Origin of the sequence: Micromonospora sp. DH13 (genome assembly GCF_020873825.1) — a bacterium.
Classification (GTDB): Bacteria; Actinomycetota; Actinomycetes; order Mycobacteriales; family Micromonosporaceae; genus Micromonospora; species Micromonospora haikouensis.
The window spans coordinates 7,773-24,707 of record NZ_JAHWGR010000018.1; the positions used below are offsets into that span (position 1 = coordinate 7,773).

Below are 16,935 nucleotides of genomic sequence, written 5' to 3' on the forward strand. Positions count from 1 at the left end.
TCATCCCCGGTCCGCCGCCGGTCGTGGCGTTCGGTTCCGCCGTCGGGGCGGCACGCCGGGGCGGTCCGGCACCGGGGCCGGCGGGGCCGGCTGCGCGTCGGCCGGGTACACCGGCAATGCCGGATCGCCGATCACCAGGACGTCGCCGAGGGACGCCACGACGACGGTGTGCGGCAGGAGGACGCGGGGTCGGTGCCGGGCGTTCGGCTCGTCCGTCGGCAGCATCCGGCTGGCCTCGTCGACCGGGACGACCGGGGTGTCGGCGGCGGCGAGCGCGTCCAGGCCACGCACCCCACCGTCGCCCGCCACCGCGTCCGGGTCGGTCGCGTAGCTGGCCAGCGAGCCGGGTTCGGCCCGGTCGACCAGGGCGGCGAAGTCGCGGGCCGGGAAGACGTACACCTGCGCGTCGTCCGGGGCGGTGAACGCGTCGGCGTCGACCACGAACTGACGTACCACCGGGCCGTCGCCGGAGGGCAGGCCCACCTGCGCGACGTGGTCGGCCATCCCCCGGGCCACGCCGTGCGCGGTCTCCGGCCGCGCGAACACGGCAACCGGGGCGTACGGGTCACCGACCCGCACCCGGAGCTGGCCGGTGTCCGGATCCTGATGCAGGTCGGTCGACACGGCCCCCGCCGTTCCGTCGGGCGCCTCGACGACGAGGTGCAGCCGGACCTGGCCGGGGCCGGGCGGCACCGGCCCTGGTCCGGCCTCCCCCGCACCCGGGCGGGCCGGGGCGAGCGGGCGGGCCGGGGCGAGCGGTGCGTCGAGGACCCGGTTCGACACGTCGCGCGGGTCGCCGCCGGGGGCGTCCCGGTTGACCAACCGGGTGAAGTCGGCCCGCCCGGCCACGATGCCGTCGCGGACCTGTTGGGCGAGGCCGTGCATCGCGCGCAGGCGGGGCAGGTCCGGCACCCCGCTGCCCCAGAGGACGGTCATCCGCTGGAGGGTGCGCAGCAGCGTCATCCAGTCGGCAAGCGGACCCGGCGCGCCGGGGATCCCGGCGAGGCCGCCGCGGCCGGGGTCACGGCTGATCCGGAACGCGTCCAGGGCGAGGCTTGCCGCGCCGAGCAGCCCGTCGAGCATCGCCTCCCGGGTGTCCAGGGTGAGCCGGTCGAGCTGCACGTCGGTGCGCAGACCCACCACCGCCAGCGCGTCGTCGAGCTTGGCGAGGTTGCGGTCGATCGCCGCCTGGTCGAGGCTGGGGCGCAGCCGGTCGGCCAGCACCCCGACGGCCGCGGCGGCCCGGTCGAACGCCGCGAGATCGGGGCTGCCGTCGCCGAGCCCGCCGACCACCTCGTGGTACGCGTCGAGCGCCGCGCCGACGGCCCCGAGGACGCGCCCGTCGGCGATCGGGCCGGGGCCCTCGGTCACGCCGAACCACAGCGCCCCGAGCGCCTGGGTGAGCAGTTGCCAGCCGTACACCTGCATGATCGGCTCGTCCAGCGCGATCTCGCTGGCGCCCCGCAGCCGGGTCAGCTCGGCGCGGAACCGGGCCAGCGCCGCGACGTGGTCGGCGTCGTCCGGCTGGTGGCCGTCGACCAGCGGCGTCAGGTCGAGGTCCCGATGGGCGGCCGGGGCCAGGTCGATCAGCGGCACCAGCTCGACGATCGCGTCGAGCGCACCGGTGGCGCGCGCCACGAGGGCGGCGACGGCGACGTCCCCGGTGCGCCACTGCCGCGCCCACTGGCCCACCAGCCAGTGGAAGTCGTCGAGCACGCCGCCCACCTGCGCCGCACGGGCCGTGAACGGGGCGGCCAGGGTCGGCGTGGCAAGCACCGGCAGCAGCCGGACCAGGACGCCGCCGAGCTGGTGGACGACGACCGCCGCGGCGGTCTCCGGCTCCCCGGCGGACAACCCGGCGACGACCTGCCGCGCCTCGGTGATCCGCAGCGACATGTCGCCCCGAAGGTCCCGACCGTCGTACACGCCTCCGATCACGCTGTCGGAGGTCGGATCGTCGCCGTGCGCCGGGCCGGGGAGCACCCGGCGCAGGGACAGCTCGACCTGCATCCGGGCCTGCGGAAGGGCCCGGTCGAAGGCGGTGACCCCGGCGAGGACCCGCACCGGAAGGACCCCGACGGGCAGCTGCGCGTCGAGCTGGAAGCGGAGGAAGTCGGCGGCGGTGTCGGCCAGGAGGCGGGCCACCGCGTCTTCCCGGGCCACGCTGAGCACGCCCGGGGTCACCCGCAGCACCAGGCTGAACTCCAGCGTCGTGCCGTACGCCACCGGCTGCGGTGAGCCGGCCAGCCAGGACGTGACCAGCGCAGCCCGCTGGGCGAGCTCCTGGCGGGCCGGTCCGGTCAACATGGCCCAGTCGACGACCGGTTCGGGCGGGGTGAGCCGCTGGTGGTCCTCGGCGGCCGCCGGCGGCACGGAGTCGCCGAGAAGTTCCAGGTCCCACGGTCGCCGGACCAGGCCTACCAGATCGGGCACCGTCTGGAGGCCGTGCTCCGCAGGGATCCGGATCGGGAACTCGAAAGCGACGCGCTCGGTCCCGGTCCGCCACGCCCCCTCCAGCTCCGCCGCCGTGATCGGCGGCACCGTCGGGTCGGCTGCCGGAGGCTGCTGCCCCGCCTGGCCCGTCGTGGTCTGCGGTGCGAAGGGCGCGACACCGATCGGTTGGACGACCTTGTCCGCACCCCAGTACGCCCCGTCTGCGTCCGGTTCCCCGATCAGCGCCGCCAGCAGGTGGAGGTGACGCGGTCGCAGCCCGGCCCACCGCATCCCCCGCAGCTGGGCCTCCTCCTCGTCGGACAACGCCGCCCGCTCCTCGTCGGTCAGGGCATCGCCGGGAAGTCCCGCGAGGTCACCGAGGAGGCTGCCGGGCACGTTCGGACGGTGCGGTGCGGTGTCGTCGCGGTACTCCTCGCGCAGGCCGAGCTGGTGGGCGAACTCGTGCACCAGCTCCTCCTCCAGGGCGTCGTGACGCCAGTGGAACTGGTCGGTCGGCCCTTCGTCGATCACCTGCACCCGGAGGTGGGCGTCCTGCGGGGAGGCGGCCCGGGCCACGGTCACGTGCAGCAGGTCGCCGAACCGGTTGGGCAGCCGGTACGCGTTCTCGTCGGCGTAACCGTCGCTGTTGAACACCCGGTGCACCCCGCGCCGGAGGGTGGCGAGCATCTCTCCGGCGGGGTCGTCGTCGAGCCACACCCGCACGGTCAGGTCGGTCACCGAATGGCCGCCGTACCGGAACCCGCGGACCTCGAACCGCGACACGACCTCGTACCGGTCGTCCGGGTCGGGTCCGGGTCGGCTCACCGGGTCGACCCAGTGGTGCTCGCGGACCGCGACCTGCGCCATCGCGCGCCGCACCGTCCACTCCACCGGCTCGTCCTCCTGGCGCAGCACCGCCCCGGTGTCGGTGTGGAGCCGAACCCACTCGGTGGCGCCGGCCCGCCGGCCCGTCGGGTCCGTCCGGTCGGCGTCACCCGCCGGGCCTGACTGCGCCGCCGGCATTGTCGGAGAGGTGATCATCGCGCGTAGGCCGGCGGGGACGACGCTCGTGCGGCCCGTCTGCTCCGGCCGGAACACCCGCCATCCACCGAGCTCGTCGTCGCCGCTGGTGGGCACCGCCCTGATCGCACCGGTGCGCGTCGAGACCTCGATGTCCGCCCCGTGGGTCAGGACCACCGGTGTGACGAGGAGCCTCGGCTGCTCGGTGACCGTCTGGCCGAGCAGGTCGACCAGGGCCTGCGCCGCCGCGTACGGCCGCGGGTGCCCGATCAGGAGGACGCCCTCGACCGGTGTCGACTGGGCGATGATCGCCCGGACGACGGCCGTCGCCCAGCCGGGCACGTACGTGGGCGCGTCGGGGCCGGCGAAGACCACCTGGTAGCCGCGGGGCGCCTGGATCAGCGGCACGAGGTCGAGGACGGCCGGGTCCCCGGTGCCGACGACGGAGGGCAGGGTGTGCTCCACGTCCGGCGGGAACAGGTTCAGTTGCACCGTCACCGGCGGCACCAGCTCGGTGCTGTCACTCAGCCGCATGAGCCGACCCCCGGGGCCGGCCCCCCACCAGCGGGTCAGATCGGCGCCGGCCTCGTACGCCGCCGGCAGGAACTCCAGCCACGGCCGGATACCGTCGGGCCAGTCGACCCGCACATCGCCCAGCTCCGGATCCCACCTCGCCGTCGCCTCCTCGGCCAACGCGTAGACGGGCCGACCGGTGAGGTCCGCGAGGCGTTGCAGGGGGATGACCTTTTCCGAGAGGCTCACCCGCTGGACGACGCGGATGGCGGCCACCTCGTCGGGAACCGGCAACAGGGGTCGCAGCGACCAGTCCGGCTCGTCCAGGGGCAGCTCCACGGTGAGCAGCCCCGGCGGGCCCGCGTGGCGCCACATCGGCCAGAGCCGCCGGTCGGACGGCAACGCCAACTGCACGCCACCCGGCCGGGTCACCGCCGTGCCGGTGACCCGCAGCGCCTCGTCGAAGGCCGCCCCGGCCGCCCGCCGCAGCGACTCCGCCTCCCCCTGTGCGGCGACGCCGTCGACGTGCTGCGCGCCGAAGTAGCGGACCTCCAGCACCATCAGCGGCAGCGCGCCGTTGGACTTGTCGAGGCCACTGAGCACGGTCATCCCGCCGTATCCGAGGTGCTGCCGCACTTCTGCGCGGAGGTAGTCGATGATCGACTGCTCCTTGCCGTCGTTCTCCTTGTCGACGAAGGCGGGGCTGGAAAAGAAGTCACTGGTCAGCTCGACGCCGGTCTCCCTCTGGAAACGCGCCTCGATGTCCGGGACCCGAGTCGTGAACATCCGGCGGAAGAGCTGCTCCATCCTGTTGAGGTTCGCCGTGAAATGGTCCTGTGCCGCCGGTGACAGCTGGTCGAGCAGCATCCGCATGTCCTGCCGGGACAGCGCCGCGACGTTCTCCTTGACCAGGCCCTCGTGGATCCACCACCCCGTGACGCCTGCGGTGTTGGAGTAGAGCACGGTCGCGAAGCCGCGCAGCTCCGCGACGTCCCGGGCGCTGCCCCCCTGGCTGGCGAAGTGATCGGCCACGATGTCGGCGAAGCGCAGCGCGTCCTGCAGGTGCGGGCGGGCATGGGAGGGGGACACGCTCGTCGGGCTGCGCCAGGTGCGCTGGGCGACGTAGCTCAGGAACGAGTGCGCTCCGGCGAGCGGGACGCCGATGCTGTGGTGCACCCGGGCACCCGGCTCGCTGTCCGGCGGGCGCGGCCCGATCTTGACCTTCGTCCCGAGCGGTGTCAGCACCACCTGGGAGAGGTGGCCGGCGGCCTTGACCTTGGCCAGGAGGTGGGCGAACGGGACGGGCCGGGTCAGCGCCGACAGGGCGTTGCCCAACGCGGTCATCGACGGGAACAACGACTCGTCGCCGCGATGCGCGTCCAGCTCGGCGTCGGTGTCGGGCACGACGCCGACGATGACCTCCAGGATGGCCACCGTCTCCGGGGTCCGCTCCGGCGTCGGCGAGCCCTGGCCGTCCGCGCCGTCGACCGTCTCCGGATCCTGTTCCGGCACCGGCTGACGGTAGAGCCTGCCGTCGCGGCTGTCGCGGAAGTAGGTCTTGGTCTCGACCTCGATGACGATCGTTCCTGTGGGATCTGCGGCGAGAGCGCTCGTCCGGGCCCGGGTGGGGACGGTCTCGACGGTGGCGTCCTTGAACATGTCGACGGCCGCGCTGAGGTCGAGCATCTCGAAGAACTCGAACTCCGCGCCGTGCCCCAGGAAGGTCCGGTTCACCGGCGCGTCCACGATCGCCCGCGCCACCGAATCCGAGGCGACAGGCGCGAACGCCCCGCCGTCGACCAGGGCCGCCGAGTCCACCGTACCGTCGGGATCGACCAGGACCGCACGGGCCGCGACCTCCGGGCCCAACGCGTTCAGCCGCGGCAGCTGGTTGTCGGCCGCGACCTGCGGCAACACCACCGCACCCCGCTCACCACCGAACTGCACCCACCGCACCGGATCCGTGGCGCGATCCAACCGGTAACCGGCGAAGGCATGCCCCGGCGCACGACCAGGCCGCTCCAACAGGACGAACGCCGCCGTGCCGGGCGCGGCGGCGACCAGCGCCGCCTCGACCCGCGCCCAGGAATCCACCACCGCCCAGTCGGACCGGTCACCGGCGAAGTCACCGGCCCAGCGGATGCCGATCGCGGCATCGTCCCGGGTCCGACCGACCCGCAACCCCGACCGGGTGAACCCGTCGACACCGGGGTGCAGGACGGCCGCGAACCTGCGGGCCAGAGCCAGACACGACAACGGATCCTCAGGCGGGTTCCAGGACGCCGCAGAGGCGGCCGGATCGGCCGGCCGGACGGCAGCCTGCGCGTCCAGGGTCGCCTGCACGGCGGTCTCCAACCCGGCCGGGGTCAACGGGTGCCGGATCCGGTCAACCCGCCGGGACACCTCGATCCGCTCGCTCCCGGCTTCACCGGCCGCCACGTCCCCGGACTCGGTGTCAACCGCCGGAAGCGGCTGACCCGCCTGGTCGATCGCGGTCTGCGGCGCGCGGGGCGCGACACCGATCCGCTCGGAGGTGGGGCCCGTCCCCCGGTACGCCCCGTCGGCGTCCGGCTCCCCGATCAGCGCCGCCAGCAGCTGCAGGTGGCGGGGCCGCAGCCCGGCCCACTGCATCCCCCGCAACTGGATCTCCTCCTCGTCGGACAGCTGCGCCAGCTCGTCGGAGGTCAGTGCGTCGCTGGCGACACCGGTGAGGTCACCGAGGAGGCTGCCGGGCACGTCCGGACGGTGCGACGAGGTGCTGTCCCGGTACTCGTCGCGCAGGCCGAGCTGGTGGGCGAACTCGTGCAGTCGTTGCTCCGGTGTGGCGTCGTGTCGCCAGTGGAACTGATCGGTCGGGCCTTCGTCGACCAGCTGCACCGCCAGGTGGGCGTCGTCCGCGGAGGTGGCCCGCGCCACGGTGACGTGCAGTCGGTCGCCGTGGCCGTTGGGCAGCACGTAGGCGTCCTCGCCGGCGTGGCTGTCGCCGTTCAGCATCAGGTGCACCATGTCCCGGAGGTCGGCGAGCACCTCGCCGGCAGGGTCGCCGTCGATCCAGACCCGCACGGTCAGGTCGGTCACCGGCTGGCCGTCGTACTCGAAGCGGCGGATCTCGAAGCGCGACTCGACCACATACCGGTCGTGCTGGCCGGGCCCCGGCAGGCTCACCGGGTCCACCCAGCGGTGCTGGCGGACCGCCACCGGCGCCGCCGCCCGCCGCGCTGCCCACCCCGGCGGCTCGTCCGGGTCGCGCAGCGCCGCCCCGGTGTCGGTGTGCAGCCGGACCCACCCGGCGTCGCCGGCCCCCGGGCCGGCCGGGCCCGCCGCCGTCGCCGGCGAGGTGATCGCGGCACGCACGGCGTCGGGGACGGCGGTCGTCCCGCCCCGGGCGAACGGCCGGAACACCCGCCAGCCGTCCAGCTCGTCGTGGCCGGTGACCGGCACCGTCCTGACCTCACCGGTCCGCGTCGAGACCTCGATGTCGGCCCCGTGGGTCACGACGACCGACGCGATGCCCGCTCCCTGCGCGTCGGCCACCCGGCCGAACTCGTCGGCCAGGGTCTGCGCCGCCAGGTGCGGCAGCGGATGCCCGACCAGGAGGATCGCCTCAGCCGACACGGAATGCGTGGTGGCCGCCTCGACGACGTCCGCCGCCCAGCGATGCACGTCGGTCGGCGCGTCGGGGCCGGCGACGACCGCCAGGTAGCCCGGGGGCACCTGGATCCGGGCCGCGGCAGCGCGCACCTCCGGATCGTGGGTGACGACGACGGGGGGCAGATGCTGGCCGGGCGTCGGGAGCAGCTCCCTCGGGTGGACGGTCAGGGCCGGCTCCGAGCCGTCGCCGCCGGTCAGCGGGGTGAGCTGGCCGCCGGCACCGATCCCCCACCGACGGGGCGGATCGGTGGTGACAGCCTCGTACGCCGCCGGCAGGAACTCCAGCCAGGGACGGACGTCGTCAGGCCCGTCGACCCGCACGTCCCGCAGGTCCGGGTCCCAGACCGCCGCCGTGTCGTCGGCCAGCGCGTAGACCGGTCGGCCGGTGAAGTCAGCCAGGCGTTGCAAAGCGACGAAGTGCTCGGGGAGGTCGACGTGTTGGACGACCCGGATCGCCGTCACGTCGGCGGGCATCGGCAGCAGGGGACGCAGCGACCAGCCCTGCTCGTTGAGAGGAAGCTCGACAGTGAGCAGCCCGGGTCGGCCGGTGCGACGCGACAGTGACCAGAGCCTCTGGTCGGGCGGCAGCGTGACGGCGCCTGACCGGAGCACCACCGTGCCGGTGACGCGCAACGCCTCGCTGAAGGCCGCCCTGGCCGCCTCCCGCAGCGCCTCGGCCTCGGCCTGGGCCGCAGCCCCGACAACGTGCTGCGCGCCGAAGTAGCGGACCTCCAGCACCACCAGCGGCAGCGCGGCGTTGACGTCGTCGAGCGCCGGGAGCACGGTCATCCCGCCGAACGCCGTCCGCTGGGACACCCGTCCGGCGAGGTAATCGACGACCGTCGGCGTCTGCCCACCGGGCAGTTGGAAGAAGTCACCGGGCAGTTCTTCGCCGTGCCTGTCCCTGAAGCGGTCCGCGAGATCCGGGAAGCGGGCCGTGAACTGGGCACGGAACAACCCTTCGACCTCGGTGAACCCCTCCGTGAAGAAGGTTCTGGCCGCCGCCGGGAGCTGCTCGATCAGCACCGCCATGTCGTGTCGGGACGCCGCCCCGAGGTTCTCCTTGGCGCCGCCGCGGTAGATGAAGCGGTTCGCGTACCCGGCCGCATTCACATACAGCATGGCGGCGAAGCCGCGCAGCTCCGCGACGTCCCGGGCCGATGCACCGGTGGCGGCGAACCGGGCCGCCAGCGCGTCGGCGAACCGCAGCGCGTCGTCCAGGTGGGGCCGGGCGTGGGACGGCGCCACGCTCGTCGGGCTGCGCCAGGTGTGCGCGGCGACGTAGGCCAGGAAGGAGTACGCCCCGGCGAGCGGGACGCCGATGCTGTGGTGCACCCGGGCACCGGGGTCACTGTCCGGCGGGCGCGGCCCGATCAGCGCCCGCTCTCCCACGGGCGTCAGCCGCAGCTCGGTGAGGTGGCCGGTGGCCTGGAAATCAGCCAGGAGATCCGCGAACCGGACGGGACCGGTCAGGGCGGACAGGGCGTTCTCGAACGCCGCGATCGACGGGAACAGTGACTCGTCGGCGAGATGCGTGCCCACCTCCGCGTCGGTGTCGGGCACGACTCCCGCGACGACCTCCACGATGGCGACCGTCTCCCGGGTCCGCGTCGGCGCCGGCCGGCGGTAAAGCCGGCCATCCTGGCTGTCGCGGTAGTAGTCCTTCTTCTCGACCTCGATGCTGATCGTTCCGGCGTCGTCGGCGGCGAGGGGGTACGTCTGGGCGGCGAGGGGCAGGGTCTCGACGGTGGCGCCCTCGATCAGGTCGATCGCCGCGCTGAGGTCGAGCATCTCGAAGAACTCGAACTCCGCGCCGTGGCCCAGGACGGTCCGGTTCACCGGCGCGTCCACGATCGACCGCGCCACCGAATCCGACGCGACAAGCGCGGGCGCCGCCACGTCGACCAGGGCCGCCGGATCCACCGTACCGTCGGGATCGACCAGGACCGCACGGGCCGCGACCTCCGGGCCCAACGCGTTCAGCCGCGGCAGCTGGTTGTCGGCCGCGACCTGCGGCAACACCACCGCACCCCGCTCACCACCGAACTGCACCCACCGCACCGGATCCGTGGCGCGATCCAACCGGTAACCGGCGAAGGCATGCCCCGGCGCACGACCAGGCCGCTCCAACAGGACGAACGCCGCCGTGCCGGGCGCGGCGGCGACCAGCGCCGCCTCGACCCGCGCCCAGGAATCCACCACCGCCCAGTCGGACCGGTCACCGGCGAAGTCACCGGCCCAGCGGATGCCGATCGCGGCATCGTCCCGGGTCCGACCGACCCGCAAACCCGGCCGGGTGAACCCGTCGACGCCGGGGTGCAGGACGGCCGCGAACCTGCGGGCCAGGGCGAGACACGACTGCGGGTCCTCGGGCGGGTTCCAGTCCGTCGCCGAGGCGGTCGGATCGGCCGCTCGGACGGCGGCCGCTGCGTCGACGGTCGCCCGTACGGCCGTCTCCAACCCGGCCGGGGTCAGCGGATGCCGGATCCGGCCGGGCGGCCGGGGCGCGCCGGCATCGCTGTCCGGATGGCCGAGGACGGCGCCGTCGGACCCGGCATCGCTCTCGGCATCACTGAACACGGCGTCGCTCTCCGCGTCGCCGTGCCCGGGATCGCTCTCGATCGTCGCGGGTCGGCGGGTGGCCGGGGCGGTGTCGTCGCGCCAGAGGCCGGCCGCCGGGCGGGGCAGCGTGATCGCCTCCTCCCGGGCCTGGGCCAGATCGAGCACGTCCGCCTCCGGCAGCCAGGCCCGATAGTGGCCGTTCGCCAGGTAGAGCAGCACCGGTCCCTCGCTGATCCGGGCCTCGGCGCCGTCGAAGCGCGGGTTGTAGACCGTCCGGACCGACCAGCCGCCGACGGTCGCCTGGGCGCCGTCGTCGGCCCGAACGTCATCACCCGCCCGAGCGTCGTCGTCGGCCCGAGCGTCGTCACCCGCCCGAGCGCCGTCGTTGGCCTGGGCCCCGCCGGTCGCGCGGCCAGCCGGACGGGCCGTCGGGACGGGGGTGGCCAGCACCACGGGCCGGCGCAGCGCCGCCCCGACCAACAGGACGAGGTAGTCGCCGGCGTCGGCCGCCCAGTCCGCCTGCCACCTGCTGACGGTCTGCACGAGTTGGGCGTGCAACCGCCGCTGCGCCCGGACGCCCTGGCCCAGCAGTCCATCGCCGGCGATCGCCCGTTCCACCTCGGCGAGCCGGCCGTCGACGAGCAGGGCATGGATCTGGGCACGCAGGCCGTCGGCGACCCGCAGGACCAGCGGGCGCAGGCGGGAGGGCAGGGTCACGTCGACGGGCTCCCGGGCGTCCCGCCATGCCTGGATCTCGTCGAGGTGCCCGCGGTACCCGTCGGGCAGCAGGCCGCGCACCTCGGGCAGCGCGCTGACGACCACGGATTCGAGCAGGCAGAGGCCGTTGCGGTTGACATCGACGATCTCCCCGGCGGTGGGGGGAGGGAGGGCGGTGAACTGGTTGTCGGCGACCGCGCGAACCGTCGCCGGTGGCGGTGGCGGTGGCGGTGTCGGCCCGGCCGGGGCCACCGCTGCGATCGACTCGGCCGGCTCACGGTCGGCGACGGCGGGCTCGGCCGGCTCACGGTCGGCGACGACCGGCTCGGCCGGGTCAGGCCGCCCGGCCGCCGTCGGGGCGGGCTGTCCACCGGGCGGCGTCGGATCGGTGCCGTCGGTCGGGGGCAGCAGGACCGGCTCGGCGACCGGGTCTGCTGCGGAGCCGCGGCCGAGGTGGCCGGCGGCCAGAGCCACCAGCCGTTCGACCTCGGCGCGCGCCTCCCACCACCGGCGGCGGGCGGACGCCTCCGCCTCGGCCCGTTCCGCCGCGTTCGCGGCGGCGGCCCTGGCGACCGTGTCGGCGGCGGTGCCGGCGTCGCCCGGGAACTCGGCGACCAGGGCGATCCGTTCCAGCTCCCGCCAGGACTTCAGCGCCTTCTGCGCCTGCTGCGCGGCGTGGACCGCCTGCTCCAGGAGTCCGGCCACGACCACCCGGTCGACGTCGGCGCTGCCGGGGACATCACCGGCCAGCAGGTGGTCCAGGGCTTCGGCCTGGTCGACCAGCACCGGCTGCGAGTCGGGCATGGTCACCTGCACGGCGGTGCGGCGGGTGCCGGTGAGGTCGGTGTGCTCGGCGACGACGACCGTCTCGGTGGTCCACCACACCTTCGCCCGCGCGCCCTCGTCATCCGGCCCCAGCCGCATCACGTCGGTCCGGTGCCCGGTGGCCTCCTGCTGGCTGGAGCTGCCCGGCACGGAGACGCCGAGCGCCGGCACGACCCCGACCGAGGTGCCGAGGGTGTCCGGCAGGGCGGCGTCGGCGCGGGCCACCAGCCGGGCGTCGCCGTGCCGGCCGGCCCCGCCGACACCGGAGGCTCCCTCGGCGGGCACGAGCACGCTGTCCAGCCGCACCGAGGTGACCCGGGTGTGCAGGACGAGGCGGTACCCGTCGGCGAGGGTGATCTCGTAGGGGCCGGCCATCCGGTGTGGGGTGGCGGCCCACAGGTGGGTCCGTCCCAGCAGGGTCATCAGCTGGTAGTTGAGGGTCGACCCGGGCATCCCCACCGTCGGTCCGGACCCGACGATCCGCAGCGCCCGCAGCGCGGCGGCCTGGAGGGCGGCGGCCCCGTTGAAGCCGAGCGCCGCGTACCGGCCGGGCACCGGCACGGCGGCGTCCCGCCAGGCCAGCCAGTTGTCGGCCGGGATCGGCACCAGCCGCAGCGGCCCGTCCGTCCCGCCGACGGTCAGCGGGGCGTCGGTCACCGCGGCCGGGTCGGGCAGCACGGTGGCCGGGCCGGACGGCCGGTAGGTCAGGTTGAGGTGTTCGGCGGCGGTCTCGGTGCGCAGCGGCACGGTGATCTCGTGCCGGCCGATCTCCTGCCGGCGACGGTAAGCGGTGAAGACCAGGCGCTGCGGGCCGTAGTCGACCGGCAGCCACGGGCCGGGGGTCTCGACGGCGGTGACCGCCCGGCTGACGGCGACGTCGCTGGACCGGCCGGCGGCGGCACGCCCGAGCACCCCGAGCGCGTTGAGCGCCGCCCGTTCCCCGACGTGCGCCACCGGGACCACCTCGTCGGTGACGGCCTCGCCGGACTGGCGTCCGCCGCCGACCTCGCTGACGGCGCTCAACTCCAGGTTGCTGGCGCCCGCCCGCAGCTCGCCCACCTGCGGAGGGTCGGCGGCGGGTACGGCCCGGACGATGATCTGCACGGCCGGGCGGCTGAGCAGTCCCGGGTAGCGCAGCACGAAGCTCAGGCCGCCGTCGAAGAGGTCGCCCAGGTGCGCGGCGACGGTCACCGGGTCGGTGTGGTGCAGGACGGTGCTGATGTTCATGCCCGCGTTGCGGTCCTGGCCGACCAGCTCCATCCCCTCGTCGCCGCCGAGGCGCAGCGAACGCAGCCAGCTCAGCATGGCCTGACCGATGGCCGGGGCGTCCACCAGCCGGCTGGTCTGGTGCATCACCTGCGCCGCCGGCGGGGTGACCTGGCGCGGCAGCCGCCAGCCGCCGGGGGTCAGGCCGAGGGCCTGCCGGTACTCCTCGGCCGACATCTGACCCAGCAGGGACACGTCGCCCACCTGCTGGTAGCGGGTGAAGGCCCGGTCGGGCAGCACCCACTTCGGTTCGGTGAGCACCACGGCGAGGTGCACCCGCAGCCGACCGTGCACGCCCAGCAGGACCGTCCGGGACTCGGAGTGCTTGATGTTCCGTTCGACCTCGGCGGCGGCGAGGACCGTCTCGCCGCTGGTCCACTCGATCTGCCGCCGGCCGAACAGCCGCAGCGCCAGGGTCGCGGGTGGCTGGGTGGGGGTGCGGGCGGCCGGCTGGGTGGGGTTCGGGGCGGGCGGCTGGCCGCCCGGCGTCGCCCCGCCCGCGTCACCGGGCTGGCCGGCGGGCGCGGCGGGCTCGGCCGCCCGCCACGCCGCGCCACCCCCACCGACCTCCAGCCGGAACTGCCCGCCCCGTTCGGCGGCCGAACGGCGCACCGCGAACCCGGCCACCGCGCTCTCGTACCCGTCGCCGGTGAGCGCGCCGGCCGGTGTCTGGTCGTGCCCGATCACCTCGGCGAAGACGAACACCGTGGCAGGCACGTCGTCGCCGAGGACCACGCTGGGGGCGTGCACCGGCTGGGGTTGCTGGGTCGCCGGTGCCAGCAGCGCCGCCAGGTGGCCCTGGTCGACGAAGGCGTTGAGCCACTGGTGCAGGGGGGTGCCGGGGATGTCGCCGCTGAACGCCGTGCCCCGCCGGCGACCGCCCGCGCCGGACGGCAGGTGCCCGGCGTCCATGTAGTCCGTGGTGGCGCCCCGCAACGCGTCCAGCAGTTGTTCGCGCAGCTCGGGCATGCCGTGGACGTGGTGGGTGACGGTGTGCTGGGCCAGGGCCGCCCCGAGATTCCGCAGCCGTTGCCGCTGCGGGTTCACCGTCGGGGGCAGCAGCTCGCCGAGCGCCTCGCGCAGCACGATGCCCGCGCTCGGCGCACCGGTCGGCGTCGGCAGCACGACCGGCTGCGGCTGCCCGGCCGCGATGGTCTGGGTGAACGGCACCGAGAAGCCGAGTTCGAGGTCGATGGTGGAGTCCCCGGCGAAGCGCAGTGGCTGCGCCTGCACGGGTTGGTCGGCCAGCCACCGCCAGGCGTCGGCGAGGAACCCGCGGTACTCGACGATGACCGACGCCGACAGCTCCAACTGGACGTCGTCGGCGAACACGGCGACCGCGCCGCCGCCGACGCCGACGACGCCGGCCTGGCTGCCCTGGGTCACCTCGATGACGTCCCGCCAGACGCCCTGGAGTCGCACCCCGATCCCGGCGGCTCCGCCGATCGCGTCGCTGCCCACCGACGCGCCGGCCTGCACGCCCGACGCGACGCTGCGTACCGCCCGGTTCGTCGCCGCCTGCGCCCGGCCCTGGCTGGTGCGCAGCTTCACCGTCGGCTCGTCGTCCTCCGACTCACTCGTCTCGCTGTCGCTGGGCTCGGGGATGTCGGCGGTGACCGGGTCCGGGTGGGTGCCCCGCCGGCCGAGGTACCGGGGTGCCGTGTCCGGGTGGCGACGCCGCACCCCGATCCGCACCTCCAGCGTCCGACCGGACAGGATGTCCCGCACCCGCAGCTCGATCAGCAGCTCCCCGTCGGCGGTGCCCAACAGGCGGGCCGAGTAGCGGCTCGGGCTGTTCTGCGCCGAAAGGCGTTCCTCGTTGCCCAGTCGGTCCAGGGCCCGCCGGATCCGGGCGGTCTGCACCTGTGGGTCGTCCCAGTCGGGCAGGTACTGCCGGTGCACCGCGTTGCGGTCGTCGTCGAGCAGTTGCCGCAGCCGGTCGGCGACCAGGCCGGCGACCAGTTCCCCGCCGTGCAGGAAACCGCGTCCGATCCGCAGCCGGTCGCCCTGCCACAGGTAGTCGGGCAGGGTACGCGGGTCGTCGGGGTCTTCCTCGACGGTGCGGGCCAGCAGGGCGACCAGGTCGCGGTCGGGCCGGGCCGTCGAGGGGACCCGGGGGAGCTCCGCCACGTGCCGCTGCGGCACGACCAGCAGCGTCCGCACCGTCACCGGCTGCGCCCCGCGCCGCAGCCCCCGGTGCGCCAGCGACCGGGTGACCGACCGGTGCATGCTCCACTGCAACGTGCCGGTGTATTCCGCCAGGTAGAGCCCCAGGGCATGGTCGCCCGTCTCCTGTCCGGCGGTGGTCTCGACCTGCGGTGCGATGGCCTGCGCACGCCGGTCGACGACCGAGACGCTCGGCCCGGCGGAGAGCCGGAACAGGCCGAACGCCCGGCCGATCAGCACCGCGAGGAAGCCGCCCCGGTCCGAGGCGGACTGCACCGACTGACCCGTGGTGGCCGAGGCCGCCGCGCGCAGCAGCGCCGACTCGGGCAGCTCTCCGATCGGGGTCAGCCGGGTCAGCCGCAGGGCGGGCCGGACCCCCTGGGCGTAGGCGGGCCGGCGCAGCCACGACGAGCTGGTCGCGGTCAGACCGGTCGCGCCGGGCTGCACCGCGTCGAGGGCCCGATGGCCGCCCCAGAGCCGCCAGACCCTGAGGTTGCTCCCCCGGCGGACCACGTCGGGAATGCCGGAGAGCACGGTGGTCGCCAGGGCGCCGTCGTCGACGACCTCCACCGAGTAGCTCGCGTCCCGCAGGAACGCCGCCCCGGCGCGACTCACCGTCAGCGCGGTGCCGTCGCTGATCGGCCGCATGGTGGCAAGCACCTCGGGGGTACGGAACCAGAAGCGGTCGCCGTCGCCGGGCACCCAGGCGGCCGGGACGTCGGCCCAGGCCGGCGGGGCGGGCCGCTCGGTGATCTCGACCTGGACGTACACCGCGCTGCGGGTGAGGAACGAGTCGGGCACCCCGATCATCATCCCGTTGTCCCCGGTGGTGAGGGACTGCCCGATCGTGCGGACCGCCCGGCTGCTCAGCACACCGCCCAGGACGGTCACCCCGACGCCTCCGGCGGGGATCGGCACCACGATCCGGGCGGTGGTGGTCTGTGGCTGGGCCCACGTCGACGCCGACACGGCCGTGCTGCGGCGGTCCTCGATGCCGCCCAGCCCGGGGGCGAGCCGCACCTCGTCGGCGTCGCTCGGACGGGGCACGAGCCGTACCCAGGCGAACCGCTTGCTCCGGCCCACCCGGACCGGGTGGCCGGAGCCGTGGTGCAGGAACTCGGTGGGGTCGGTGGCCAGCGCGTGCAGCAGGGGCCGGGCGGTGGGCATGGTCACGCCCAGCGCGGCCAACCGCCGGGTCACCCGGGCGCCGAGCCCGTCGCCCCACACCGGGTGGTCGGTGTGCGGCACCCCGATCAGCAGCGGCTGCGCGGTGATCGCGGTGCGGACCGCGGTGACCTGCTCCGCGGTGGGTTCCCGGCCCGGCACCTGGCGGGCCGCGCCGGTCGGGTCGAGCAGCAGCACCTGCGCCCGGCCGGTGGACAGCTCCCGGGTCAGGTCGGCGTCGCTGAGGTCGGCGGCGTCGACCCCGACGACCGTGAGCTGGGCGGGCACCGTCGCCACCCCGGGCTCGACGACGAACATGAGCAACCGGCCGGGTTCCTCGGCCCGGGGCAGGTACGCCAGCGCCAACGAGCCCGGCGCGGCGCGGAGGGCGGTGACGGTCGCCTCGACGTCGTGCAGGGGTTCGAACTGCCCGCCCAGCGCGGCGGCCAGGGTGCCGGGGATCGTCTCCGGGGTCACCGTCAGTTGCGCGCCGAGCGTGCGGGGGGTCCGCCCGAAGTAGCCGTCGACCAGCCGCACCATGGCCTGGACCAGGTCGGTGGCGTCGGCCACGACCAGCGCCGGGTCACCGGCGGCCCGGGTGAGCCCGGCCGTCGACGG

Annotated in this window: 1 protein-coding gene (cut by a window edge); it reads right to left on the reverse strand. The window is 75.0% G+C overall.

What is annotated here, in order from left to right:
* Nucleotides 1-16,935, reverse strand: the 3' portion of a protein-coding gene (locus LPA42_RS18365) for a hypothetical protein (protein WP_228986712.1). Its footprint extends 12,003 nt past the window's final position; 16,935 of the gene's 28,938 nt are visible here — the last part of the coding sequence; its start codon lies off the right edge, out of view; its stop codon occupies nucleotides 1-3.